Here is a 24,062-nt window from a genome sequence, read left to right on the forward strand (position 1 = left end):
CAAACCGGTTGAGAGTTCACTTACTGGGATCGAGATCTTTGCGGAAGACCAGGAAGTCGCACGGGCACGCCAGACGCGGCACCAGGAACGGATACGCGTCTTCCAGACTGTCCTTGCGCACGACCTGATAGCCGATCCGCGTGTACCAGCCGCGCAGGAACTCCTTGACCGGGTGCGCCCACCCCTGCGGTACCAGGAGCTCCAGCTGCATCTCCGCGAAGCCGCGCTCGCGGCCCCAGTTCTCGGCGAACGACACGAGGTCGCGGCCGATGCCGGTGCCGCGCTCTTCCGGCGCGGCGACCAGCATCCCGAACTCGCCGACGCCGTCCTCGATCTCGTGCACGCGCACCGAACCCACGATGCGATCGTCCGACCTGAGCACCGCGATCTGCCCGGTGGCGATGAGTTCCGCCACCTCCTCCTGGGTGGTCCGGGCGCTGCCCTCCTGCCAGATCCCCTTTTCCGCCTTGGCGTACACGCGGTTGATCAGGCCGGCGATCTCCGCGGCCAGTCCGGTGTCGGAGATCAGGACAGGAGTCACCACGGCGACGGCTGGGAGATCTTGGCGAGCTCGTCCGCGTGCTGGAGCACGCCGAGTTCCCGCAGCATCCGGTCGCGTTGGGTGGAGTCGTGCGCGACGTGCGACGCGTGCAGGGCCTTGCGCAGACGGGCCTTGCGGCGCGGCGTCCACCGGCTGGCGATGGCCAGCTTCGCGGCGCGCAGGGCGGCCTTGTCGCGGGTGCGCGCGGCGGCGTCCCGGTGGTCGTCGCCCAGGCCCAGCAACGACAGCAGCCGTTCGCGGAGCTCACGGCCCACGCGTGCCCACGTCGTCGTGCGCTGACGCGAGGCGCGGATTTCGATGCCGAGCGCGAGGTGTAGCATCACCAGGCCGAGCACCGGTCCGAGCAGGACGCGGGCGGTACCGGCGACCGGGCCGGACAGGCTGAAGGCCGCGAAGGCGGCGAACGCGGTCAGCGCCCACGCCACCAGGCGGGCCGGACCGGGACGGCCGTCCCGGCGCACGCCACCGCGCATCGCCCAGCCGCACGCGACGAGTGCCGCCTCCATGACGGAGAACAGGACGACCCGCTCGACGACGTCGGTGATGCCCAGGCGCTGCTCGAAGAACCGCCACGACGTGTCCACGCTGACGCCGATGCTCATCAGCGCGACGGCGTAGAAACCCTTGGCACCGGCGGGCTTTGACGGCTCCGCGGGCTCTGCGGGTGGTTCAGGGGCGTGGGAGGAGGCCTCTGCCTCTGCCTTGTCGAACTCGGCGATCAGTTCCGGTGTCAGCACCACGTGACCGCTCGTGTCGGTCATGCCGTTGCGGGCACGCCACTCGTTCACGATCGTCCTGGCGTGGGAAGGCGCGGGCACGACCTGGCCCTGCTTGTGCAGCCAGCGCCGGACGTCCTCGACCGTGCCACCGCGCGGCATGTTCTCCAGCGCATAGACGATCTGGGCCTTCTTGGTGTTCAACCGGCCTAACTCGGCGCGGTGGTCGGTCAGGGTGCCGACCTCGTCCGTGGTCACTCGTGCTCTCCGTCCTCATGTGGGTGAACTTTCAGGGGCACGCGGACGCGCTGGACCCTACCCGGCTACCGCGCGTGAACATCATCAGGTTTTTCGGGTGACGTTGACACTGTCACGGTTGCAGTGTCAGTATCGAGGGGTGTGGACGCTCGACGAGTTGCTGGACCGTGTCTCCGCCGCGTTGACGGCGGAGTACTCGGGCGCGCCCAACGGCCGCGTCCGGGACGTGCCCGACAAGCGGGCCGTCCGCTGGTACGCGACGACGGGGCTGGTCGACCGGCCATCGGCGATGCGCGGCCGCACCGCGTTGTACGAGAGGCGCCACCTGCTCCAGCTCGTGGCGGTGAAGAGACTTCAGTCGCAGGGGAGGACGCTGGCCGACATCCAGAAGGTGCTCGCGGGCGCCACCGACACGACGCTGGCGGCCGTCGCCCGCGTCCCGGAACACCTGCTCGACTCCGGTGAGGCACCGCAGCCGGAGGCCGTTCGCCCGAGGTTCTGGGCCGAACCGGCAGCCGCACCGCCCGCTCCACCCGCACCTCCGGAGGCGTTCGCGCTCAACGGCGTCGCGCTCGGCGGAGGTGCCGTCGTCCTGGTGCCGGGGACGCCGACCGCCGCCGACCGCGCCGACATCGCCGCCGCCGCCCGGCCACTGCTCGATCTGCTCGCCGCCCGTGGCCTGCTCAACGAAAGGGATCCGTCATGACCATCTCCGTCGCCCCGATGAAGGCCGCCGAAGCCGACCGCATCGGCCGGACGACCGAGGACGCGGGTGTCGGTGCGCTGCGCACCGAACGCGGCAACCTGCCGCTGGAGCGGCTCGACGTGCGAGCGGCGATCACCGGTCTGGTCGGCCGCGTCGTGCTGACGACCGGGTTCGTGAACACCTATGACACCGCTTTGGAAGCGACCTATGTGTTCCCGTTGCCGGATCGCGCCGCCGTCACCGGCATGAAGATGACCGCCGGCGACCGCACAGTGGAAGCCGACCTGCAGGAACGTGCGCAGGCTCGCCAGACCTACGACGACGCGATCGCGGCGGGCAAAAGAGCGTCCATCGTGGAGGAAGAACGGCCCGATGTCTTCACCATGCGCGTGGGCAACATCCCGGCCGGCGAACGGGTCACCGTCGAGCTGACGATGGTGGGGCCGCTGGTGTTCGAGGACGGCGCGGCCACGTTCCGGTTCCCGCTGGTGGTGGCGCCGAGGTACGTGCCGGGCTCGCCGCTGGAGGGCCCATCGGTGGGTGACGGGTACGCGCAGGACACGGACGCGGTGCCGGACGCGTCGCGCATCACGCCGCCGGTGCTGCTGCCGGGCTTCCCCAACCCCGTGCGGCTGGGCATCGGCGTGGAGATCGACCCGGCGGGCCTGGAGCTCGGCGAGGTGCGGTCGAGCCTGCACACCGTGGTCGCCGAGGGCAACACCGTGACGGTCGCGCCGGGCGAGCGGGTCGATCGCGACTTCGTGCTTCGCCTGGCGTACCAGGGAAACAGCTCCGCCGTCGTGTGCGTGCCGGATCTGGACGACAGCGGTGAGGGCACCTACCAGCTGACGGTACTGCCGCCCGAGCCCGAGGCCCCGGTCCGTGCGCGGGACGTCGTGCTGCTGCTCGACCGCTCCGGCAGCATGTCGGGCTGGAAGATGGTCGCGGCCAGGCGTGCGGCCGCCCGGATCGTGGACACGCTGACCGCGGACGACACGTTCTCCGTGATCACCTTCGACGACCGCCTCGAACGGCCGGAGACTCTCGGTTCGGCGCTGGTCACGGCCACCGACCGGCACCGCTTCCGCGCCGTCGAACACCTGGCGGCCGTGCAGGCCCGTGGCGGCACCGAGATGTACGAGCCGTTGCGGCAGGGCCTGAGCCTGCTCGCCGACGCGACCTCGGAACGCGACCCCGTCCTCGTGCTGGTCACGGACGGCCAGGTCGGCAACGAGGACCAGATGCTGCGCGACATCGCGCCGATGATCAACCGGACGCGGATCCACGCCGTCGGCATCGACACGGCCGTCAACGCGGGCTTTCTCGGCAGGCTCGCCGCCGCCGGTGCGGGCCGCTGCGAGCTGGTCGAGAGCGAGGACCGGCTGGACGAGGCGATGACGCACATCCAGCGGCGCATCGGCGCGCCGGTCATCACCGACGTGGTGGTGTCGCCGTCGTCCGACCTGCCCCGGCAGCCCACGGCGATCTATCCGGGCGTGCCGCTGGTCGCCTTCGGCCGGTACCGGGGTGCGGTGCCGGAGTCGTTCAGCGTGCGCGGCCGGACCCGGGAAGGTGCGGACTGGCAGGAGACGGTGGCCGTTCAACAGCACACGTCACCGGCAGTCCGGGCGCAGTGGGCCCGTGCCGCGCTGCGTGATCTGGAGGACCGGTACGCGGTCGGTGACAGGACGCTGGAGTCGTCGATCGTCCAGACCTCGTTGAAGTTCGGGGTGTTGTGCCGTTTCACCGCGTTCGTGGCGGTGGACGAGCGGGTGGTGTCCGACGGGACGGTGCACCGGGTCGTGCAGCCGGTCGAGCAGCCCGCGGGATGGGAGCGTCCGGCTCCGGGGTTCGCGATGCCGGTGGCGGCGAGCTTCGCCGGTGCCGCGCCTGGTGGCGGCTACGGCGCGCCACCGCCTGCTGTGGCCGCCGCGCCGATGGCCAGGGCCGCGGCGCCGAAGCGGATGCGCGACTCCGTGTCGATGCCCGTGCCGCCACCGATGCCCGTGCCCGTGCCGGTGCAGGAACCCGCCGACCTGCGGGAGATCGTCGCGCTGGAGGTCCAGCGCCTGGAGAAGGACGTGGCGCTGCCCTCGTGGGAGCGTCGTGACCTGCTCGCCGACCTGGCCAGCCGGCTCGGCACCCTGATCGCCGGTCGGCAGGGCGACGCCCACGCGCCGTTGCACGGCCTGGTCGCGGAGATCACGGCCGGGGGAGACGTGGACGAGCTCTGGGCGCGGGCGTTGGACGTGCTGCGGGAGTTCGTGGCGGGGAAGACCGCCGAGCCGGAGCGCCGCCGCAGGTTCTGGCGCTGATCGGACGATTGCCCACCGGGTGGTCGTGCCGGAACGCTCTGTCGTGTGAGCGCGTTCGGTGAGTGGACGACAGTCGAGGGCCTGCCCGCTTTCGAGTACCGGGCAGGCCCCCGGCCGTGGGATCCGATCATCGACCCGCCGACGTCGACACATCGGGTGCACCTGGGCAACCGCCGGATCACCCTGGTCGCCGGCAGCGACGGACTGTTCGGGCTCTGGGACGAGCACCTCGGGTGCCGGTGGATCGCCGAGCACACGGGCATCGCGCGGTTCGGTGACCTGGAGATCGATTCCGCGAAGCTGTTCGGGCCGACCTTCTGCCGGATGGCGGTGGTGTCGGACGAGGTCGAGATCGAACGCACGGTGCTGTGCCCAGAGGGCGAGGTGCCGTGGGTGTTGATCAGGGTCGACGTGCTCAACCGGGGCGATGCGGTGCTGCGTCGGTCGTTGACCGAGGAGTGGGTCGTGCGGCCACGCCTGGTGGATCTGGAGTTCGGGCCCGTGCGCGGTGATGCTCCGCCGGACGCACCCGTGGTGGCGCTGGAGAACTTCGGCGGCGAACGGGCGGAGACCACGGCGGGGATGCTGACCGTCGAGGCCGCGCTGGAACTGGCGCCGGGGGAGCGGACGACGGTGTGGTTCCGGTTCGGTCTGCTCGACGATCCCGCCGCCGACCCGGCGGCGATCTACGCGGCCAGTCTGGCGGGACTGCGCGAGCGGCTCCCGTCCGCCGCGTCCGGCCGCGCTCCCGAGGCCGCCGCCGAGATTCCCTGGCACGCGGCCCTGCTCACCGGCGGTGCCTGCGTCGACGGTGTGCTCGGCGGTCACACGCTGAACCAGGGGTCCGCCTACTCGTTCCGGCACGGTTTCAACGGCGCCGCAAGGGATCCGTTGCAGCACGCCCTGCCGCTGGTGCACCTCGAACCGGACCTCGCCCTGTCGGTGCTGCGCAACACCTGTGCCTGGGGAAGCCCGGACGGCGACCTCCCGTACGCCCTCGACGGCCGCAAACAACCGTGGACGCAGCTGTTCCGGCCGTCCGACCAGAACCTGTGGGCGCTCTGGCTCGCCGCCGAGTACGCGGCCGCGACCGGTGATCTCGCCGCATTCGAACAGCCGGTGCCGTACCACCCGTGTCACGGCGCCGTTCCTGTTCCGCTCGCCGAGAATTTGAGGCGCCAGTTCCGGTTCTTCGTCGACGAAGTGGGCGTGGGGGAGCACGGTCACGTCCGGATTCTCAACGCCGACTGGAACGACCTCGCCATCAAAGAGTCCGGTGTGGACCGTGAGCTGATGATCGAGCGGGGCGAGTCGGTCCTGAACTCGGCGATGGCGGCCTGGGTGCTTCCGCTGTACGCGGACCTCGCCGAACGTCTGGGCGATGACGCGACGGCCGCCGAGGCACGCGAACGTGCCGCCGCACTCCGTTCGCTGGTCGCGGGGGAGTGGAACGGCCGTTGGTTCCGGCGCGCACACGGCCCTGGCGGCAAGGTCGTCGGCGATCATGACCTGTGGCTGGAAGTGCAGCCGTGGGCGATCCTGTGCGGTGCCGCCACTCCGGACCAAGCGCGTGCCCTGCTCACCACGATCGACGAGACGTGCCGGGCCGGTTCGCCGCTGGGCGCCCGTCATCGCTGGCCCGTTCCCGACGGCACGCACGGCCAGGTGTGGTTCTCGGTCAACATGACCCTGATCTGGGCGGCCTCGCGCTATTTCCCGGACCTGGCCTGGGACGAGTGGCGGCGCATGACCCTGCACGCGCACACGGCCGCTTATCCAGACGTGTGGACGGGCACGCTGTCCGGTCCTGACTGCTACCTCGCGCCGGACAGCGACCGTCCCGGCGAGACGTGGGCGTTGCCCGACTTCGGCACCGCGATGCAGGCGTACCCCGTCGCGAACCTGCACAGCCACTCCCAGCCGTTGCTCGCCCATCTGCGGCTCAACGGCGTCGTACCTCGATTCGGTGAACGAGCGTGACGTATCAGCGTCTTGCGCGGTCCTGGACTTCGTGACCCTGCGCCAGTTGCACGAGGACGAGCGACTGTTGCTCGTCGAGCAGACCGCCCTGTGCCACCCGGCCGTGCACAGCGTCGAACTGTCCTCTGAGGACGGGATCCGCGTCGAGGTCGTGGTGTGGCGCGGAAGTTCGCCGCTGCGGACCGTCCACGACATCACCGCCGCTCTCGGTGCCGTGCTTCCAGGCGTGCCCGTACGCCTGACGGTGTCCGCCGTCGCCTACAGGAGGCGCGCCACGACTCTGCTCGTGGTTTACAAATAGTGCCCCCTTGTCAAATGGACTTTACATGTCCTACCATTCTGTCAACCTCCTGAGGAGCGTGGCATGAGCGACATGAAGGCAACGGTGCCCGTCGGCTCAACCGAGCAGTGGACGGACGGCAAGCGGTACCTGTGGCTGCTGGGGCTGGTCGTGCCGTCCCTGGCGTTCCTGGCGATCGGGATGCACGCGGCGACCGGCTGGGGCGTGTGGTTCTGGATCGGCCCGATCGTGGTGCTGGTCATCGTCCCGGCGATCGACCTCTTCGCGGGCCTCGATCGAAGCAATCCTCCCGACGACGTGATCGAGCGGCTGGAGAACGACCGCTACTACCGCTGGATCACCTACCTGTTCCTGCCGATCCAGTACGTCGGGTTCGTGGTGGCGTTCTGGGTGATCGCGCGCGGAGATCTGTCCGTTGTGGACAAGATCGGCCTGGCGGTGTCGATCGGGTGCATCGGCGGCATCGGCATCAACACGGCGCACGAACTGGGGCACAAGAAGGAGAGCCACGAGCGCTGGCTGTCCAAGATCGCGCTGGCGCAGAGCTTCTACGGCCACTTCTACATCGAGCACAACCGCGGCCACCACGTGCGGGTCGCGACTCCGGAGGACCCGGCGAGCAGCAGGGTGGGCGAGAGCTTCTACCGGTTCTGGCCGCGCACCGTGTTCGGTTCGGTCAAGTCCGCGTGGCGGCTCGAACGCAAGCGCTACGGGCGGCGCGACCGCCACCCGTACCGCCTGGGCAACGATGTGCTCAACGCGTGGCTGATGTCCGCGGTGCTGTGGGCGGCGATGATCATCTGGCTCGGCGCGGGCATCGTGCCGTACCTGCTGATCCAGGCGGTGATCGGCTTCTCGTTGCTGGAGGTCGTGAACTACATGGAGCACTACGGGATGCTGCGGCAGAAGGTCGGGGCGCCGGACCGCAGGCGGTACGAGCGGGTCGACCCCAGCCACAGCTGGAACTCCAACAACATCGCCACGAACGTCCTGCTCTACCACCTGCAGCGGCACAGCGACCACCACGCCAACCCGACCCGGCGCTACCAGACGCTGCGCGACTTCGCCGAGTCCCCGGTGCTGCCGACCGGCTACGCGGGCATGATCCTGCTGGCACTGGTGCCGCCGTTGTGGCGGCGCGTGATGGACCCGCGGGTGCAGGGCCACTTCGGCGGCGACATCGGCCGCGCCAACATCCAGCCCGGCAAGCGCACGAAGGTCCTGGCCCGCTACGACGGCGTGGACGCCGGCGAGGACGTCGTCACCGACACCCGTGGCGACGCGACCGCGGGCGGCATGTGTCCAGGCTGCGGCTACGTCTACGACGAGAAGACCGGTGACCCGCGCGAGGGCTTCCCCGCCGGAACACCGTGGTCCGACATCCCGGACTCCTGGTGCTGCCCGGACTGCGGCGTGCGCGAGAAGATCGACTTCGTGGCGCCGGGACGCGTCGGCACGGCCTAGGATCGCTCTCATGGGCGGGACTTCAGCGGCGGCTTCCGGCCGGCGGCAGCCGATCATCGAGGCGGCCGTCGAGATGACCGCCCGCGACGGCTGGGCCGCGGTCACCATGACGCGGCTCGCCGAGCAGGTCGGGGTCAGCCGCCAGACCGTCTACAACGAGATCGGCTCGAAGAACTCCCTGGCCGACGCCATGCTCGCCCACGAGCTCGGCCGGTTCCTCGCCGTGATCGGCGCCGCGTTCGACCGCCACGCCGACGACCTGGTCGAGGCCATCTACGACGCCGTCCGCGACGTCCTCGACCTGGCCCGCGACAACCTGCTGGTCCGCGCCATCGCCTCGGCGACGCACGGCGCGGACACCGAACTGGTGCCGCTGCTGACCACCCACGCCGAAACCCTGCTGATCGAGGTCAAGACGATGCTCGCGGCACGGGTCGAGTCCTACCGGCCGGGCCTCACGGGCGAGCAGATCGAGGTGCTGATCGACCTCATGACCAGGACGGTGCTCAGCCACGTCGTCCAGCCGACGGGCACCCCGGCCGGCACCGCCGACGGCCTCGCGTGGCTCGCGTCACGTGTGCTGGCAGAGCCCGCGAGGAAACCACTCCGCTACGGGTGACGAATGCAGGGAGTGAAACGGGTGAGCGGACTCTTCCGCGTGTTGGACACCGTCGCGGACCGGCTCGTGGTCCCCGGCTACTCGAAGCTGGGATTCCAACTCCGCCGCCGAGGCTGGCCCGACCTGTCGCCTGACGCGTTGCGCGGCAGGAAAGCCGTCGTGACCGGAGCAGGCACGGGCATCGGCAAGGCGACCGCCCTGGGCCTGGCCCGCCTCGGCGCCGAGGTGGTCCTGGTGGTGCGCGACGAACGCAAAGGCGCCGCCGCTCGCGACGAGATCGTCGCCGCGGTGCCCGGAGCTGTGGTGGAGATCAGGCTTTGTGATCTGTCGAGCCAGGAGTCAGTGCGCCGGTTCGCCGCGGAGATGCGGGACGACCGCCTCGACGTCCTGGTGCACAACGCCGGCGTCCTGCCCGCGGAGCGCAAGGTCAGCCCGGACGGCCACGAGCTGACGTTCGCAACCCACGTGCTCGGCCCGTTGCTGATGACCGACCTGCTGCGCCCGCTCCTCGCCGCCTCCCCGGACCCGCGAATCGTGCTCGTCTCGTCGGGAGGCATGTACACCCAACGCCTCCGCGCGGACGACCCCGAGTACCGCGAGGGCGACTACCGCGGCGCGACCGCCTACGCCCGCACGAAACGCATGCAGGTCACGCTCGCTCCACTGCTGACCGAGCGCTACGCCCAGGACGGCATCGGCGTGCACGCCATGCACCCGGGCTGGGCGGACACGCCGGGCGTCGCCGGTTCGCTGCCGGGCTTCCACCAGCTGACGAAGGCGTTCCTGCGCACCGCCGAGGAGGGCGCGGACACCATCGTCTGGCTGGCCGCGACCAGCCCCGCGCCCCGCTCCGGCCAGTTCTGGCACGACCGCCGCGCGCGCCCGACACACCTGCTGCCGACCACCGGCGAGAAGCCCGAGGACGTCGTCGCGTTCTGGCAGTACTGCACCAGCGCGGTCGGCATCCTGCCCTAGAGAACGACCTTCTGGTATTGCTCGCGGTCCATGTCGTAGACCTCCAGCGTCACCTGGGTCGGCAGCCCGTCGACCGGCTTGAGGTGATCCTGAGCGATCCCGAGACTCACCCGCCCGACCTCCTGCTTGAGCTCGACGGACCGCCCGGTCAGCAACCCGACCCTGACGTGGATCATCCCCGCAGCCGACCCGTCCCCGATCACGGACTCCTCGATCTGCCGGAACCGCGTCTTGAACGCCGACACCTCCGCGCTGACCAGCGGCCCGACGGCCTGGTGCAGCGCGAGGGCGAAGGCGCGGCGGTCGAACGCGTCGCTCAGTTCGGCGGAGTACTCGACGGTGATCTGTGGCATGGGCTCACGCTACCGGCGGCGGCCAGGACCTCGCGGACCGTCTCGCACAGCAGATCATCATTTGGGATTCCCTTGGTGGGACGCACGTCCCCGTGGAGCAACGGCCGCAACGCGGGCACGGCCGGTGCGGCGAGGGTGCCCAGCGCCGCGAGCTTGCCGACAGCGCGAATGCAATAGCGGCCGAAGACGCCGTCCGAACTGATCGCCAACCGCGTGGCGGTGGCGAACGAGAGCCCGTCCTCAGGGTCTCCGGTCATCCGCCACAGCGCGTACCGGAGTTCCACCAGCGCCCATCCGCGATGCAGCGCTGTTCGGTCGCGCACCCGGTCCGCGAGCCCGGCCGCTGCCGGGCCCAGTCGGGCCAGCACCTCGACGTGCTGCCGCAGGGTGGGGTCGTCCGCCTGGAGGTGGAGCAGGAGTTCTCCGGGCTCGCCGGTCACCTTCCACCGGCGTACTGCCGCCCTCGTGGAGACCGGAACGTCCTTGGCGGCCACGACCGCGGGCAGCGCCGCCTCGCGTGCTTCCTCGGAATCCAATGCGATGAGGGCGTCCAGTGCCCAGTCTTCTGCTTCCGTGCCGAGGAACGACGTGATCTCCACGAAGGCGTCCCGGGCGTCAGGACCCCACTCCGCCAGCGTCAACAGCAAGGCGCGCTGCTCCGTCAGCGTGCTCGACGCCGTCAGTCGCCGCCGTACAGCCGGCAGCAGCGACGCGGCGGCAGGACGTAGTGCCGTGAGGATGTCGCGAAGTGAAGGGCCGTTGCATCCGGCGTTGTGCGAGAGCCCGTGATCGGGTGCGTCGAGAAGGTCCGCGACCAGGCCGACGGCTTCGGGAGCGCCGATCCTGACCAAGGCCTGCAGGGCGGGCCGGGCCACGGCGGGCTCGTCTTCGCACGCGGCGAGCAGCTGTGCCGTCCAAGGCGCGGCCGCCCGGCCGGCGGACGCGAGGATCGAGGACGCCGACCGCCGCTGCCGGGAGTCGGGATCGGACAGCCGGTTCGCGACGAGTGGCAGAAGCGTCGTGACTGGGGAACGCCAGCGGTCCATCACGGCTGCGGCGGTGGTCAGCGCGTTGGCGCGGCGGTCGGCATCGAGGCTGCCCAGCAGGGTCGCGGCCAGCCTGGTTCTGCCGTCCCGGTCGTCGTCGAGATAGTCGTTCGTGCACCACAGAAGCCGCCCGACGACCCGTCGTCCTACCGGCCAGACGTCGTGCCACACAGCCAGATCTGCCGAGGACAGGTAGGACGCGGCCTCGTCGACGTGCCGGGGGTCGCGGCCTCCGAGCCCGCAGCGGCGTGCCGCCAAAGCCCCGGCGAACCGGAGTGCGGGGTTTTCGTTCTCGTGCAAGGAGGAAAGCCAGTCGATCACCTCCACCGGCCACTCTGCGGACGTGTCACGCAGCAGTTGGGCGGCAGCCAGCACGTACTTGAGGCTGGCCGCCTCATCGAGTTCCTCGTGCCACCTCGCGAGCAGCGCGGGCAACACGACCGCGGCCTGGTCGGCGGCCTGTCCCAACGGGGACGCGACCGCTCTGCGGACTACTGGATCGGGGTCCGCGAGCAGGCCGAGCAGTTGCGGCAGTGCTTCCTGCCATGCCGCCGGCCACGCGGCGTTGACGTACTGGGGATCGGCCTTCCGCGCGGTCTGGGCGAGGTCGCCGATGAACCTGATGGCCGCGTCCCGCAAGGCGAAACCCGGATCATGTGCCCACAGCACGAGAACAGGGAGTACGGGTGGTGCGGCGGACAGGATTCCGCCGCCCTGGTGGTACACCTTGTTGTGCAGCTCACCGAATGCATGGGGATCGGTGGCACTGGCGAGGAGCAGAGCGGGAATGTCCTCTGCGGAGCCGTAGTGATGGTGCAGAGACTCCCACGGGACGTTGTCGACCATGGGCGAGAGATCCTGGGACATCCAGGCGACTTCTTTTCGAATCGGACCGCCAACGGGCGATCATGTTCCCCCAGCCTAGGTCACGCGGCCTCGTCGTGAGTCAGAATCAGGAGTTCCGTGCTCAGCCGCAGCCGGAACCCGAGCTTCTCGTACAGCCGGATCGCCCCGGTGTTGGACGCGAGCACGTGCAGGAACGGCGTCTCCCCACGCTCCTGGATGCCGTGTGCGACAGCGAGCAACAGCCGCGTCCCCAACGCCTGCCCACGCGCGTCCGGATGCGTGCAGACCGCACTGATCTCGGTGTAGCCGGGCACGCGCAGCCGTTCGCCCGCCATCGCCACCAACCGGCCTTCGCGCCGGACGCCGAAATACGCACCCATCTCGATGGTGCGTGGCAGGAACGGGCCCGGCCGCGTGAGTTCCGCGAGTGCCAGCATCTCCGGAACGTCCGCAGCACCAAGGCGAACGGCCTCGGGTTCCGGCGCCGCCGCGAGGTCCTCGCCGACGTACTGCAGCAGCGGCAGGCGTCCCTCGATCTCCCAGCCGGACGGCGGTTCGTGGCTGGTCACGGCGGCGTGCGGGGCCAGCGCGGCGAGGTCCCGCCAGTCGGCGTCCGTTGGTTCGGGAGGCAGCGCCACGAACGGTGACATGTCCGGCGGGTAGCGCAGCACGTTGCCCTTGTGCTCGGCGAACTGGGCGTGCGGGCCGGTCAGTGCCGAGTGGGCGGCGTGGTCGAGCGGGTTCATGCGAGCGGCTCCATCAGGCGGCGGGGCGTGTTGAGCAACGCCGAGACGGGATCGGGGTTGGCGTTGCCCGGTTCGAAGCCCGGGCCGGGGTCCACGCGGGTGTCTCCGGCGGGAACCAGGCCGCCGCAGGTGGCGCAGCGGCCCTCGGGGTCCAGCCGGCCGTTGTCGGCGGCGTGCCAGAAGGTGCGTTTTTCGCCGTTGGGGGAGTAGTGCTCGTCGCCCCAGGTCATCATCGCCCGCAGGATCGGCCAGAGCTGGACGCCCTTGGGGGTGAGCCGGTACTCGCCGTCGGTGTGGGCGAGCACGTCCTCCTGCACGAGGAACTTGAGGCGGTTGGTCAGGACGGCCCGCGGGATGCCCAGCTGGGTCGCGAAGTCGCCGAACCGGCGGATGCCGAGGAAGGCGTCGCGGACGATCAGCAACGTCCACCGTTCGCCGACTATCTCCAGCGCTCGCGCCAACGAGCAGTTGCGGTCCGCATAGGTGCTGGGCAGTGCCATGGATCCCACTGTAGTTCATTCACTGAACTGCCATGCTACGGTTCGTCTAGTTCAGTGAATGAACTGACCGATCGAGAGAGGCTGCCGCCATGTACCAGTTCCTGGTGTCGTTCACCGTCCAGCCCGCACACCGCGAGGACTTCGTGAAGGTCGCGCGCAAGACCGCCGAGGACTCCCTCGCGAACGAACCCGGCTCGCTGCGGTTCGAGGTCATCGCGGACGAGGAGAACCCGGATCTCTTCTACCTCAACGAGGTCTACGCCGACGTCGACGCGTTCACCGCCCATGCGACCGGACCGTACTTCGGTGCCTTCTTCGCGGAGGCCAGTGCTTACGCCGAGGGTCCGACGTGGCTGATGAAGGGGAACGTGGCCGCCTGATGTCCGAAGAACGCACGCGGACGGTCACCTGGGCCGATCCGCAGAAGACCGCCGCGATGGCCATGAAGCTCAACGGCCTGGACTTCCTTCGCGCCATCGCCGCCGGTGAGGTGCCGCCTCCGCCCGTCGTGGAACTCATCGGCGCCCGCATGGTGTCCGTCGACAAGGGGTCGGTCGTCTTCTCCCTGGACCCGGCGGAGTTCCACTACAACCCGATCGGCTCGGTGCACGGCGGCGTCTACGCGACGTTGCTCGACACGGCGACGGGTTGTGCCGTGCATTCGACGCTCCCCGCCGGAACCGGGTACACGAGCCTCGACCTCGCCGTGCGGTTCCTCCGTCCGATCAGGACGGACACCGGCACGGTCACGTGTGTCGGAACCCTTGTCCACCAAGGAAGACGGACCGCGCTGGCCGAGGCACGTCTCGTCGACGGCGCCGGGCGGCTGTTGGCGACCGCGTCGAGCACCTGCCTGATCCAGGAAGGAAAGAGTTGACGCGGATTCTCGTGACCGGTGCCACCGGACGGCACGGCGGCACCGGCGCCCACCTGGTGCGACGGCTGCGCGAGGAGGGCCGGGACGTCCGCGTGCTCGCCCGCACCCGCAGTGCCCGCACCGAGTTCCTCGAATCGCTCGGCGCGGAGGTGATGATCGGCGACCTGCAGGACCGCCGCAGCATCGTGCCGGCGCTGCAGGACGTGGAACTGGCCTACTTCACGTACCCGATCGACGCCGGAGTGATCGGAGCCGCGGCGAACTTCGCGGCCGCCACAAAGGAGTCCGGCACGGCACCACGCACGGTCGTGATGTCGATGGGGCCGGCACATCCTGGTCATCCCAGCGCTCGAGGCCGTGACCAGTGGCTCGCCGAGGAGGTCCTGCAGTGGGCCGGCCTGGACGTGCTGATCCTGCGCGTCGCGGCCGCGTTCCACGAGAACATCCCCGCGCTGCACGGGAAATCCGTCCGGGACGAGGGCGTGATCCGCAACTGCTTCGGGCCCGGCCCGGTCGCCTGGATCAACGGACGGGACGCGGGCGAACTGGCCGTGGCCGCGATCCTGCACCCCGAACGGTTCGAGGGCCCGATCTGCTACCCCGCGGGCGCGGAGGAACTGAGCCACCACGACATAGCGGCCGTCCTCGCCGAGCAACTGGGCAGGCCGGTCCGGTTCGAGCCCGTCTCCGCGGAGCGGTGGCGGCGTGAGCTCGTCGAACTGTCCGCTGTGGACGATGTCGTGAACGCCGACATGGCCGGTCACATCACCTCGGTGGCGGCACGGGTGGCGGAGCACGGTTCGACCGTGGCGGCCGACGCCGGCGCGCTGGCGAGTCTGATCGGCCGTGAACCGGTCACGTTCCGGGAGTACGCCCGCGGCCTGTGACCGGCGCGGGGCAGGCCTCGGAGGACGCCTGCCCCGGAGCGTCACTTGCCGTGCGGGTCCGAGTTGTTGAGCATGGCGACGACCTGGTCGTAGTCGCCGCGCGCCTCGGCGTAGCGCAGGAACTTGACGCGCTCGACCTGGATCTCGCGGGCGTCTGGCTGGGTCTCGATGATGCTCATGACCTCGGCGACGTACGCGTCGAGCGGCATGGCGTGATCGCTCTCGGCCTGGCCGGGCAGCAGATCGGTCTGCACCGACGGCGGCTCCAGCTCCACGACCTTCACCGACGTGTCGGCGAGCTGGAGTCGCAGCGTCTCGCTGAGCATGTGGATGGCGGCCTTGGACGCGTTGTAGCTCGGCGTGATCTTCAACGGCGCGAAGGCGAGGCCAGAGGAGACGGTCATGATCGTGGCGTCCGGCAGCGACTGGAAGTGCTCGACGAACGCAGCGATCAGGCGGATCGGGCCGAGCACGTTCGTCGTGACGATGCCCTCGGCGGACTCCAGGAACGACTCCGGGCGGTGCCAGTCCTCGACGCGCATCACACCGGCCATGGTGACCAGCACGTTGACCGACGGGAAGCGGGCGATGACGTCCTTGGCCGCGGTCTGGATGCTGGAGGGGTCGGCGGTGTCGATGCGGACGGTCTCGACACCGGGGTGCTCGGCGGCGATCCGGTCGAGCAGTTCGGTGCGCCGGCCGCCCACGATCACGGTGTTGCCGCGCTCGCGCAGTGCGAGGGCGAGCGCCAGGCCGATGCCGCTGGTGGCGCCGGGGATGAAGACGGTGTTTCCGGTGATGTCCATGGCACTGAGTTTCGGCCGGATCGCTGGTACCTCACCAGAGAGCCCTTATCGGGGGATCGGCGATCCCTGGTTGAACCGGCAGGACCCCGGATACTGGGGTGCATGGATCGGATGGAACTGGCCGGCTTCCTGCGCCGCCGCCGGGAGGAGCTGAGGCCGGAGGACGTCGGCCTGCCGACGGGCGCGCGCAGGCGTGCACCGGGGCTGCGGCGCGAGGAGGTCGCGGCGCTGGCCGCCATGTCCACGGACTACTACACGCGCCTGGAACAGCAACGCGGCCCGCAGCCCAGCGAGCAGATGCTGGCCTCGCTGGCCCGTGCTCTGCGGCTGAGCGACGACGAACGCGACTACCTGTTCCGCGTCGCCGGACGGAACGCCCCGTCGCCCCGGTCCGCCCCCACGCACGTCGCGCCCGCGTTGCAACGGGTGCTGGACCGGCTCAACGACACGCCCGCGCTGATCCTGTCCAACCTCAGCGAGGTCCTCTTGCAGAACCGGTTCGCCGAGGCGTTGTACGGCGACTCGTCGCGCTTCACCGGCCACGCCCGCAGCGGGATCTACCGCTGGTTCACCGACCCGGACGAACGCCTGATCTACCCCGAGCACGACCGCGACAGGCAGAGCCGCACCCAGGTCGCGAACCTCCGTGCCGCCTACGCCTCGATGGGTCCGCGCTCACGGGCCGGGGAGCTCGTTCGCGCGCTGCAGAAGGAAAGCGCGGAGTTCGCCCGACTGTGGGAACGGCACGAGGTCTCGAAGCGGTTCGAGGATCACAAGGTGCTGATCCACCCGCAGCTCGGCGAGATCGAGGTGGACTGCCAGGCGTTGTTCACCGAGGACCAGTCGCAGGCGTTGCTGGTGCTGACCGCGCCGCCGCGCACCGAGGCGTTCGACAAGCTGCAGCTGCTCGGCGTGCTGGGCACGGAGAAGTTCGTCAGCTGAGGACGAGGATCGTCTCCTCGATCTCGGCCCTCCGTGCCGCCGCATAGCCGACATCGGTGCCGACAGGCTTGAACCCCGCCCTGGTCAGCACCCGCAACGAGCTCGCGTTGTCACTGGCGGCGCGGGCGTGCAGCGGCCGGACCGTCACGCGTTCGAGCAGCAACGCCAGCGCCCGCCCGGCGACGCCCTGACCCCACACCGCGCGGTCGACCCAGTAGGTGATCTCGGTGTCGCCCTCCATCACGAAGCTGGCGATGCTGCCCACGACCACGCCGTCGCCGAGGATCACGTGGTTGAGGGTCTCGGGGTTCGCCCGGATCCTGCGCATGTGCGCGTCGAACGCCTCGCGGTCTTCGGGGTCCTCCGCCGTGAACGCCGCCATCCACGCGGCCTCGGGATCGCGCATGAACTCGAACAACACGTCCAGGTCCGCGTCCTCGACGCCCCGCAGAGTCACTTCACCGATCATCGAGCCAGCCTAGTCGCGAGCCACGCCAGCGAGAGGGGATATCGGTAGTCGATGCCGCCGTGGCCCGCGTCGAAGAGCTCGAAGTGCACGCGGTCGTCCGGAATTCCGGCCAGCGCGATCTCCTTGCGGAACGCTTCTGCGCCCAGATCGAGGAAGTACTCGTCCCTGGTGCCCGCGTCGATCCACACGGCCCGCAGCGACCGGATCGCGTCGGCGTGCCCAGTGACCATCCGCACCGGGTCCCAGTCGAGCCAACGCTGCCACACCTCCGGCCTGAGGGCTCCGGTGACGGAGTCGAACGGCAGTTCCGGCGTGCCGTCCTCGGTGGCCGAGAAGCAGGCTGCCACACCGAGAATCCCGAGCAGGTCCATGTCCTCCGGCTTGGTGAACGCCGTCCGGCTCTGGAAGTCCGTCCACCACTTCTGGGCGTCGTTGTCGTACCCGCGCAACGCCCGCACGGCCTTGCCGAAGTCCGCGAGGTAGCAGAGCTCGTAGAGCGAGTCGCCCGCGTGCGTGGCCAACGCGCCGAACAGGTCCGGCCGCAGCATCGGCGTGATCATCGCGCCGAACCCGCCCGACGACTTGCCCGCGATCGCCCGCGACTCGCGATCCGGGATCGTGCGGTAGTGCTGGTCCACCCACGGCACGATCTCGTCGCACAGGTACGAGTGGTAGCGACCGGTGCCGGGCGAGTCGACGAACTGCGACCCGCCGTACGACGTCCACGCGTCGACGTACACGACGATGCAGCCAGGGGTTCCCTGCGCGAACACCGCGTCGGCCGTCTCGATGAACGGCTGGCGGAACGGCATGCGGTTCGCCCACATCTGCACGTGCCCGGTGTAGCCCTGGATCATGTAGACGGTGGGGTAGTGCTCGGTCCCGGAGTCGTAGCCCGGCGGCACGTACACCCACAGCGGCCGCTCGTGCGGATCTCCGAGCGGGTTGTCGCGCAGCAACGCGGACTCGACGGTGTGCCGGTCGAGCCGGCCGGCGAGCGGTCCCTCCCAAGGCAGCATGATCCCAGTCAACCACAGTGGACCCTCTGGTCCAGAAAACGTATTCTGGGTACATGAAGCTCACCGTGAAGGGGCAGGCGACCCGGCAGCGCATCATCGAGGGCGCGGCCTCGTACCTGCGCAGTGACGACGCGGCGGGCGTGACCCTGGACGACATCCGGGCGATCACCGGCACCAGCAAAGGCCAGATCTTCCACTACTTCCCGGACGGCAAGGAGGAGCTCTTCCTCGCCGTGGCCCGGTTCGAGGCCGATCGCGTGCTGTCCGACCAGCAACCGCACCTCAGTGCCCTGACGTCGTGGGCAGCCTGGGAACGCTGGCGCGACTCGGTCATCGCCCGCTACCGGGCGCAGGGCCGGACCTGCCCGCTGGGCGTGCTGATGGGCCAGCTCAACAGCACGCCGGGCGCGCACGAGGTCATCGGCACGCTCCTCGAACAGTGGCAGTCAGAGCTGCGCCGCGGCGTCGCCGAGATGCAGCAGGCGGGTCTGGTGCGCTCCGGCGTGGACGCAGGCCGCGTCTCCGCGGCGTTGATCGCGGGCATCCAGGGCGGCGTGCAGGTGCTCCGGTCGACCGGCGACGTCACGCATCTGGAGGCGGCTCTCGACATCGTCATCGACTATCTGCGCGGCTGAAGTCCTGGACTTGCGGGTCCAAAAATGCGGACCTAGCTTCGAGTGCATGGCACAACGACTGCAGGGCAGGACCGCCCTCATCACCGGTTCCACCAGCAACATCGGCCGCTCGATCGCGGTCGCCTATGCCCACGAGGGCGCGCACGTCGTCGTCTCCGGGCGCGACGAGGCCAGGGGAGCGGAGGTCGTCGACGAGATCCGCTCGTCCGGCGGCCGAGCCGACTTCGTCCGCGCCGACCTCGACGGCTCGTCCGCCGCGAGTCGCGCGCTGGCCGCGGAAGTGCTGACGCTGCTGGGCGGCCGCGTCGACATCCTCGTGAACAACGCCGGCATCTACCCGTCGCCGGGCACCCTCGACACCGACGACGAGACCTTCGACCGCGTCTACGGCGTCAACGTGAAGGCACCGTTCTTCCTGACGCAGGCCCTGGTTCCCACGATGATCGGCGCGGGTTCCGGCGTGGTCATCAACCTGGGTTCGTGGATCGCCCGCCTGGCCGTGCCGCGCGGTTCGCTCTACAGCTCCACCAAGGGAGCCATGGAAACGCTTACCCGCGCGTGGGCGGCGGAGTTCGGCCCGCAGGGCGTGCGGGTGAACGCCATCTCGCCCGGCGTGGTCGTCTCGCCGGACTGGGACCCCTCCACCGTCCACCCCGGCGAGGTGATGATGCACGGCACGCCGGCCGGCCGGTCCGGGCATCCCGACGCGATCGCCGGGGCTGCCGTCTACCTGGCCTCGGACGACGCCGCGTTCGTGCACGGGACCGTGATCGACGTCGACGGCGGGCGGACCGGGGTCGCGGTGGTCGCCGGCTGATCTCCTCGCGCTGACGGGGCTCGCTCTAGTGAGCCCCTAGGAGCATCTGTTGAAGTGTCCAAACGACTACTGACAGATGATCCGAATCGAGAAGCAATGGACAAGGCATCCGTCGCGCGCTTCCTGCTGCTGGCGCTGCTGTGGGGAAGCAGCTTCACCCTGATCAAGGTGTCCCTGGAAGGGTTGACACCGGGACAGCTCGTGCTCAGCAGACTCATCCTGGGCGCGGCCGTCCTGCTCTCCATCGCGGCCGTCCGCAAGGTCGCCCTGCCGCGTTCCGCCCAGATCTGGGGGCACATCGCCGCCGCCGGACTGTTCGGCAACGTGATCCCGTTCCTCCTGCTGTCCTACGGCGAGAAGACCACCGGCGCCGGCATCGCGGGCGTCCTGATCGGCGCCAGCCCGTTGCTGACGCTGGCGCTCGCCACCGCCGCGCTGCCGACCGAGCGGGCGACCTCCCGCAAGGCGGTCGGCCTGGTGCTCGGCTTCATCGGCGTGGTGCTGCTGATCGGCCCGTGGGACGAGGCGCTCGGCTCGTTCAGCGGGCGGCTGGCCTGCTTCGGCGCGGCCGTCAGCTACGCGATCGGCTTCGTGTACGTCCGCAAGTACCTGTCGCCGCTCGGACTGGCGCCGCTGTCGCTGGCCGCGTCGCAGCTCGTCGCGGCGGCCGCGCTGCAGGCGGTCGTGACGCCGTTCCTCGACTGGCGCACGCCCAGCTTCACCGGCCCGGTGACGATGAGCATCGTGCTGCTCGGCCTGCTGAGCACCGGCCTGGCCTACGTGCTGTACTTCCGCCTCATCGGCGACGTCGGGGCCACCACGGCATCGGCGGTCAACTACGTCGTGCCGGTGTTCGCGGTGCTCGTCAGCGTGTTGTTCCTCGGTGAGCACGTCACGTGGAACCTCATCGCGGGTGGTCTCGTCGTGCTCGTCGGCGTGGCCTACGCGGAGAACAGGCTCGGACAACTCCGCAAGACCCCGGAGAAGGCGGGAGCGGTCCGGTGAACCCGCGGGCGCTGCTCGGCGCGATCACCGCGGACCTGGACATGGTCCTCGACCGCGACCCGTCGATCACGTCGCGCAGCGAGGCGTTGCTGCACCCGACGGTGATCGCGATCTGGGGCTATCGCGTGTCGCACTGGTTGCACCTGCGGGGTCACCGGCGCAGCGCCCGGCTGGTCATGGTCATCGCCAGACTGCTGACCGGCGGCATCGAGATCCATCCCGGTGCGGAGATCGGCCGTGGATTCTTCATCGACCACGGCGCAGGCGTGGTCATAGGCGAGACGGTCATCATCGGTGAGGACGTCACGATCTTCCACCAGGTGACGCTCGGCGCGGTCGGGTGGTGGCACGACAACCAACGCCCGGAAGGATCCCGGCGGCATCCGAAGCTCGGCGACCGGGTCGTCGTCGGGGCCAACGCGACGCTGCTCGGCCCGATCACGGTCGGCCACGACTCGGTGGTCGGCGCCCAGGCACTCGTCATCCGCGACGTACCGGCGGACTCGCGTGTCCTGGCGCCGTTCTCCGTGCCCGCACTGAGGTCGACGCGTGGAGTGGTGAAGGCCGCAAGGGCCCGTCATCCCGTGCAGATCACGGGACTGCGGCACAAGGGCGCCCAGGCCGTGTTCCCCACTTGGTGACAACTAACCGATCGGAGTTCGCGTGAACACCCGAGTCAGTCAGCCCCTCACCAGACGCCCGCCCGCGCACTCGCTCGTGGACCTGATCGGCGGCACACCCACCGTCCGGCTCGACCTCGGCGTGACCACCGCGAACCTGTACGCCAAGCTGGAGATGGCCAACCCCCTGTCCAGCGTGAAGGATCGCGCCGCGCTCTACATGATCGACGGTGCGGAAGAGCGCGGGGACCTGACCAGGGGCACGGGCACGATCGTCGAGGCGACCTCGGGCAACACGGGCATCTCCATGGCGGCCATCGCGGCCGCCCGCGGGTACAAGTGCGTGATCGTCCTGCCGGACAGCGCGACCAGCGAGCGCATCCAGTTGCTGCGCGCGTTCGGCGCCGAGATCGTGCTGACCCCGTACCAGGAGGGGTACGTGGCGGCGATCGCCAAGGCCGAGGAGATCTACCGCGAACGGCCAGGGTCGTGGTTCGCCTGCCAGCACGAGAACCCCGACAACGTGGCGGCGCACTACGCCACCACCGGACCGGAGATCTGGAACGACTCCGACGGCGAGGTCGACGTCTTCGTCTGCGGCGTCGGCACCGGCGGAACGCTCAGCGGCACGGCGAAATACCTGAAGGAGCGCAACCCCGGCATCCGCGTGGTCGCGGTGGAGCCGGAAGGGTCACCGGTGCTGAGTCAGGGATGGGGCGGACTGCACCGCATTCCCGGGCTCAACGGGGGTTTCGTCGCGCCGACGACGGACGTGGCCCTGATCGACGAGGTCCTCGCGGTGTCCAATGAGGACGCTTACAGCACGGCGCGGGAACTCGCGCGGACCGCGGGGCTGCTGGTCGGGGTCTCCTCCGGCGCGGCGGCGCACGCCTGCCGGGTGCTCTCCGCGCGGCCGGAGTACGCGGGCAAGAACTTGGTCACCGTGTTCCCGGACACGGGCGAGCGGTACCTCTCGTGGTTCAACCAGGAAGACACGACGGACAGCGGCGAGACGCCCGCAGCCATCAACGAGGAGTGAACAGACATGACGCAAGTGTCCAACATCCTGCTTCCCGGCGAAGGCGAGTCGGTGCAGATCGGCACCACCACCCACACCACCTTCAAGGCCAGGGGCAGTGAAACGGACGGGCGCCTCGGCCTGTACGAGCACCGGATGGCCGCGGGAGCTCCCGGTGCCTCGCCGCACGTGCACAACGAGCAGCTGGAAGCGTTCTACGTCCTGAGCGGCATGGTGGAGCTCCACCTCGACGGCAAGTCGTTCGCCGCGCCTCCCGGCACGTACGTGAACGTGCCGATGGGCGTGTCGCACGGGTTCCACAACCCGTATCAGGACCAGGCGACGATGCTCATCATCTTCACGCCCGCGCTCAACCGCGAGGAGTACTTCCGGGGCCTCTCCGAGATGTACGCGGACGGCAACCAGCCCACCGAGGACGAGTTGCTGACCCTGATGGCGAAGTACGACCAGTTCGAGGTCGCCATCGACGGCACCGTTCCCGGCTGGGGCAGGCACTGAGGTGACGGCGGGCGCCCGTTTCCCGGGCGCCCGCCACCCTTTTCTCAGGCCGAGTCGCGCACGATCAGTTCGGTGGGCAGGATCAGCGACGTCGGCTGTTCGCCGTTCAGCAGCCGGATCAGCATCCTGGTCATCTCCCGGCCGAGCGCCTCGATGGGCTGCCGGACGGTGGTCAGCGCGGGCTGGGTGTGCCGTGCCGTCACGATGTCGTTGAACCCGACGACCGCGACGTCCTCGGGAACCCGCTTGCCCTGTTCCCGCAGGACGGCGAGCGCCCCGGTGGCCATCGCGTCGGAGGCGACGAACACGCCGTCCAGGTCGGGGTGGTCGTCGAGCAGGAGTTTCATGCCCGCGGCACCGCTGGCCTCGCTGAAGTCGCCGTGTGTCACGCGTTCGTCGCTCAGTCCCGCCAGGACGACGGCCTCGCGGAAGCCCATGTAACGCGACATGCCGGCGTGGGTGTCGAGTTCGCCGGTGATCGTGCCGATCCTGGTGCGGCCGGAGGAGATCAGGTGTTCGACGGCCGTGCGGGCACCGCCCCGGTTGTCGGCGTCGACGTACCACTGCGGTGCGCGGTCGAGCGACCGTCCACCGTGGACGGCCGGCAGACCGCTGTCCTCCGCCATCTTGGACAGCGGGTCGTTCTCCTTGAGCGCCAGCAGCATCACGCCGTCCGCGCCGCGCGACTGCAGCACCTGCGCGAACCTGTCCCTGCCCCGCTGGGACGCGGCGAGCAGCAGCATCAGGTGCAGGTCGGTCTCCTCGAGCGCCGCGTTGACGCCGCTGATCACCTCGGCGAAGAAGAGGTTGGCGAAGATCGCCGGGTCGTCGCTGGAGATCACCAGAACGACGGCGCCGCGCCGCTGGCTCGCGAGTGAGCGGGCGGCGGTGTTCGGGACGTAGCCCAGATCCGCGATGGCGCTCTGGACCGCGCGCTTCGACTTCTCGCTGACGTGGCGCGCGTTGTTGATGACGCGGGACACGGTGCCGGTCGAGACGCCCGCGCGTTGCGCCACTTCCTCCAGGGTGGGAGGCCGGGTGTTCATGGCCGCACCCTACCA

At 69.8% G+C, this 24,062-nt stretch carries 27 protein-coding genes; 17 read left to right on the forward strand and 10 right to left on the reverse strand.

Annotated features, from left to right (window positions below):
* Nucleotides 1-16 precede the first annotated feature (16 nt).
* Together OG205_RS06535 and OG205_RS06540 are read right to left on the reverse strand one after the other, a co-directional pair.
* Nucleotides 17-541, reverse strand: coding sequence for a GNAT family N-acetyltransferase (locus tag OG205_RS06535; protein WP_330275329.1), 525 nt, complete (start codon nt 539-541; stop codon nt 17-19).
* Entirely contained in the window at nt 538-1,536 is a 999-nt protein-coding gene (locus tag OG205_RS06540; RefSeq protein ID WP_330275330.1) for a hypothetical protein, read from the reverse strand. The genes OG205_RS06535 and OG205_RS06540 overlap by 4 nt, the downstream gene beginning before the upstream one ends.
* 139 nt (nt 1,537-1,675) lie before the next feature.
* Here OG205_RS06540 and OG205_RS06545 point away from each other — a divergent pair, with 139 nt between their 5' ends.
* From OG205_RS06545 to OG205_RS06575, 7 genes are all read left to right on the forward strand, one after another.
* The gene (locus OG205_RS06545) at nt 1,676-2,242 is read left to right on the forward strand and encodes a MerR family transcriptional regulator (RefSeq protein ID WP_330275331.1); all 567 of its coding nucleotides are present in this window, start codon (nt 1,676-1,678) and stop codon (nt 2,240-2,242) included.
* On the forward strand, nt 2,239-4,557 hold the full coding sequence (locus tag OG205_RS06550; protein ID WP_330275332.1) for a VIT domain-containing protein: 2,319 nt from the start codon (nt 2,239-2,241) through the stop codon (nt 4,555-4,557). Before OG205_RS06545 ends, OG205_RS06550 begins: the two co-directional genes overlap by 4 nt.
* A 45-nt stretch (nt 4,558-4,602) precedes the next feature.
* Entirely contained in the window at nt 4,603-6,537 is a 1,935-nt protein-coding gene (locus OG205_RS06555; protein ID WP_330275333.1) for a GH36-type glycosyl hydrolase domain-containing protein, read from the forward strand.
* A gap of 31 nt (nt 6,538-6,568) precedes the next feature.
* Entirely contained in the window at nt 6,569-6,838 is a 270-nt protein-coding gene (locus OG205_RS06560; protein ID WP_330275334.1) for a hypothetical protein, read from the forward strand.
* Nucleotides 6,839-6,901: 63 nt separating this feature from the next.
* Nucleotides 6,902-8,302, forward strand: a complete 1,401-nt coding sequence (locus OG205_RS06565; protein ID WP_330275335.1) for a fatty acid desaturase — start codon at nt 6,902-6,904, stop codon at nt 8,300-8,302.
* 1 nt (nt 8,303) lies between these two features.
* Nucleotides 8,304-8,921: a TetR family transcriptional regulator gene (locus OG205_RS06570; RefSeq protein ID WP_442916808.1), complete on the forward strand. Its 618-nt coding sequence runs from the start codon at nt 8,304-8,306 to the stop codon at nt 8,919-8,921.
* Between the two features lie 21 nt (nt 8,922-8,942).
* On the forward strand, nt 8,943-9,896 hold the full coding sequence (locus tag OG205_RS06575; RefSeq protein ID WP_330275337.1) for an SDR family NAD(P)-dependent oxidoreductase: 954 nt from the start codon (nt 8,943-8,945) through the stop codon (nt 9,894-9,896).
* On the opposite strand, the gene OG205_RS06580 is transcribed toward OG205_RS06575, so the two are convergent.
* Genes OG205_RS06580 through OG205_RS06595 form a run of 4 tightly spaced genes read right to left on the reverse strand, consistent with a single transcriptional unit; the run spans nt 9,893 to nt 13,387 of the window.
* Complete coding sequence (locus OG205_RS06580; protein ID WP_330275338.1) at nt 9,893-10,249, reverse strand: 5-carboxymethyl-2-hydroxymuconate Delta-isomerase; 357 nt, start codon at nt 10,247-10,249, stop codon at nt 9,893-9,895. The two genes, OG205_RS06575 and OG205_RS06580, sit on opposite strands and share 4 nt — an antisense overlap.
* Nucleotides 10,213-12,162 (reverse strand): hypothetical protein, encoded by a 1,950-nt coding sequence (locus OG205_RS06585; RefSeq protein ID WP_330275339.1) that lies wholly within the window; start codon nt 12,160-12,162, stop codon nt 10,213-10,215. The genes OG205_RS06580 and OG205_RS06585 overlap by 37 nt, the downstream gene beginning before the upstream one ends.
* 59 nt (nt 12,163-12,221) lie before the next feature.
* Entirely contained in the window at nt 12,222-12,887 is a 666-nt protein-coding gene (locus OG205_RS06590; protein ID WP_330275340.1) for a GNAT family N-acetyltransferase, read from the reverse strand.
* The gene (locus OG205_RS06595; protein WP_330275341.1) at nt 12,884-13,387 is read right to left on the reverse strand and encodes a winged helix-turn-helix transcriptional regulator; all 504 of its coding nucleotides are present in this window, start codon (nt 13,385-13,387) and stop codon (nt 12,884-12,886) included. Before OG205_RS06595 ends, OG205_RS06590 begins: the two co-directional genes overlap by 4 nt.
* A gap of 89 nt (nt 13,388-13,476) precedes the next feature.
* Here OG205_RS06595 and OG205_RS06600 point away from each other — a divergent pair, with 89 nt between their 5' ends.
* From OG205_RS06600 to OG205_RS06610, 3 genes are read left to right on the forward strand one after another with little or no spacing between them, the layout of a single operon-like run.
* Entirely contained in the window at nt 13,477-13,767 is a 291-nt protein-coding gene (locus tag OG205_RS06600; protein ID WP_330275342.1) for a putative quinol monooxygenase, read from the forward strand.
* Nucleotides 13,767-14,264 (forward strand): PaaI family thioesterase, encoded by a 498-nt coding sequence (locus OG205_RS06605; protein WP_330275343.1) that lies wholly within the window; start codon nt 13,767-13,769, stop codon nt 14,262-14,264. Before OG205_RS06600 ends, OG205_RS06605 begins: the two co-directional genes overlap by 1 nt.
* Entirely contained in the window at nt 14,261-15,151 is an 891-nt protein-coding gene (locus tag OG205_RS06610) for an NmrA family NAD(P)-binding protein (RefSeq protein WP_330275344.1), read from the forward strand. Before OG205_RS06605 ends, OG205_RS06610 begins: the two co-directional genes overlap by 4 nt.
* Before the next feature lie 41 nt (nt 15,152-15,192).
* Here the strand turns inward: OG205_RS06610 and OG205_RS06615 are convergent, their stop codons facing one another.
* Nucleotides 15,193-15,957 (reverse strand): SDR family oxidoreductase, encoded by a 765-nt coding sequence (locus OG205_RS06615; protein WP_330275345.1) that lies wholly within the window; start codon nt 15,955-15,957, stop codon nt 15,193-15,195.
* 102 nt (nt 15,958-16,059) lie between these two features.
* Here OG205_RS06615 and OG205_RS06620 point away from each other — a divergent pair, with 102 nt between their 5' ends.
* Nucleotides 16,060-16,899, forward strand: coding sequence for a helix-turn-helix transcriptional regulator (locus OG205_RS06620; protein ID WP_330275346.1), 840 nt, complete (start codon nt 16,060-16,062; stop codon nt 16,897-16,899).
* Here the strand turns inward: OG205_RS06620 and OG205_RS06625 are convergent.
* Together OG205_RS06625 and OG205_RS06630 are read right to left on the reverse strand one after the other, a co-directional pair.
* On the reverse strand, nt 16,892-17,368 hold the full coding sequence (locus tag OG205_RS06625) for a GNAT family N-acetyltransferase (RefSeq protein ID WP_330275347.1): 477 nt from the start codon (nt 17,366-17,368) through the stop codon (nt 16,892-16,894). The genes OG205_RS06620 and OG205_RS06625 overlap by 8 nt on opposite strands.
* Nucleotides 17,365-18,387: an alpha/beta hydrolase gene (locus OG205_RS06630; protein ID WP_330275348.1), complete on the reverse strand. Its 1,023-nt coding sequence runs from the start codon at nt 18,385-18,387 to the stop codon at nt 17,365-17,367. Before OG205_RS06630 ends, OG205_RS06625 begins: the two co-directional genes overlap by 4 nt.
* 53 nt (nt 18,388-18,440) lie before the next feature.
* Between OG205_RS06630 and OG205_RS06635 the strand changes: the two genes are divergently transcribed.
* The 6 genes from OG205_RS06635 to OG205_RS06660 all read left to right on the forward strand — a co-directional run bounded on the left by OG205_RS06635 (nt 18,441) and on the right by OG205_RS06660 (nt 23,001).
* Nucleotides 18,441-19,022, forward strand: coding sequence for a TetR/AcrR family transcriptional regulator (locus tag OG205_RS06635; protein ID WP_330275349.1), 582 nt, complete (start codon nt 18,441-18,443; stop codon nt 19,020-19,022).
* Between the two features lie 46 nt (nt 19,023-19,068).
* Complete coding sequence (locus OG205_RS06640) at nt 19,069-19,839, forward strand: SDR family NAD(P)-dependent oxidoreductase (RefSeq protein WP_330275350.1); 771 nt, start codon at nt 19,069-19,071, stop codon at nt 19,837-19,839.
* A gap of 96 nt (nt 19,840-19,935) precedes the next feature.
* Nucleotides 19,936-20,844: a DMT family transporter gene (locus tag OG205_RS06645; protein WP_330275351.1), complete on the forward strand. Its 909-nt coding sequence runs from the start codon at nt 19,936-19,938 to the stop codon at nt 20,842-20,844.
* Nucleotides 20,841-21,485, forward strand: coding sequence for a serine O-acetyltransferase EpsC (gene epsC, locus OG205_RS06650; RefSeq protein WP_319974236.1), 645 nt, complete (start codon nt 20,841-20,843; stop codon nt 21,483-21,485). Before OG205_RS06645 ends, epsC begins: the two co-directional genes overlap by 4 nt.
* 22 nt (nt 21,486-21,507) lie before the next feature.
* Nucleotides 21,508-22,503 carry a cysteine synthase A gene (gene cysK, locus OG205_RS06655; protein WP_330275352.1) on the forward strand — a complete coding sequence of 332 codons (996 nt, stop codon included), beginning with the start codon at nt 21,508-21,510 and terminating at the stop codon, nt 22,501-22,503.
* A 6-nt stretch (nt 22,504-22,509) separates the two neighbouring features.
* A complete protein-coding gene (locus OG205_RS06660) occupies nt 22,510-23,001 on the forward strand; it encodes a cupin domain-containing protein (protein ID WP_319974234.1) in 492 nt (163 codons plus the stop codon).
* A gap of 44 nt (nt 23,002-23,045) precedes the next feature.
* On the opposite strand, the gene OG205_RS06665 is transcribed toward OG205_RS06660, so the two are convergent.
* A complete protein-coding gene (locus tag OG205_RS06665; protein ID WP_330275353.1) occupies nt 23,046-24,047 on the reverse strand; it encodes a LacI family DNA-binding transcriptional regulator in 1,002 nt (333 codons plus the stop codon).
* Nucleotides 24,048-24,062 lie beyond the last annotated feature (15 nt).

The organism is Lentzea sp. NBC_00516 (assembly GCF_036346835.1).
Classification (GTDB): Bacteria; Actinomycetota; Actinomycetes; order Mycobacteriales; family Pseudonocardiaceae; genus Lentzea; species Lentzea sokolovensis.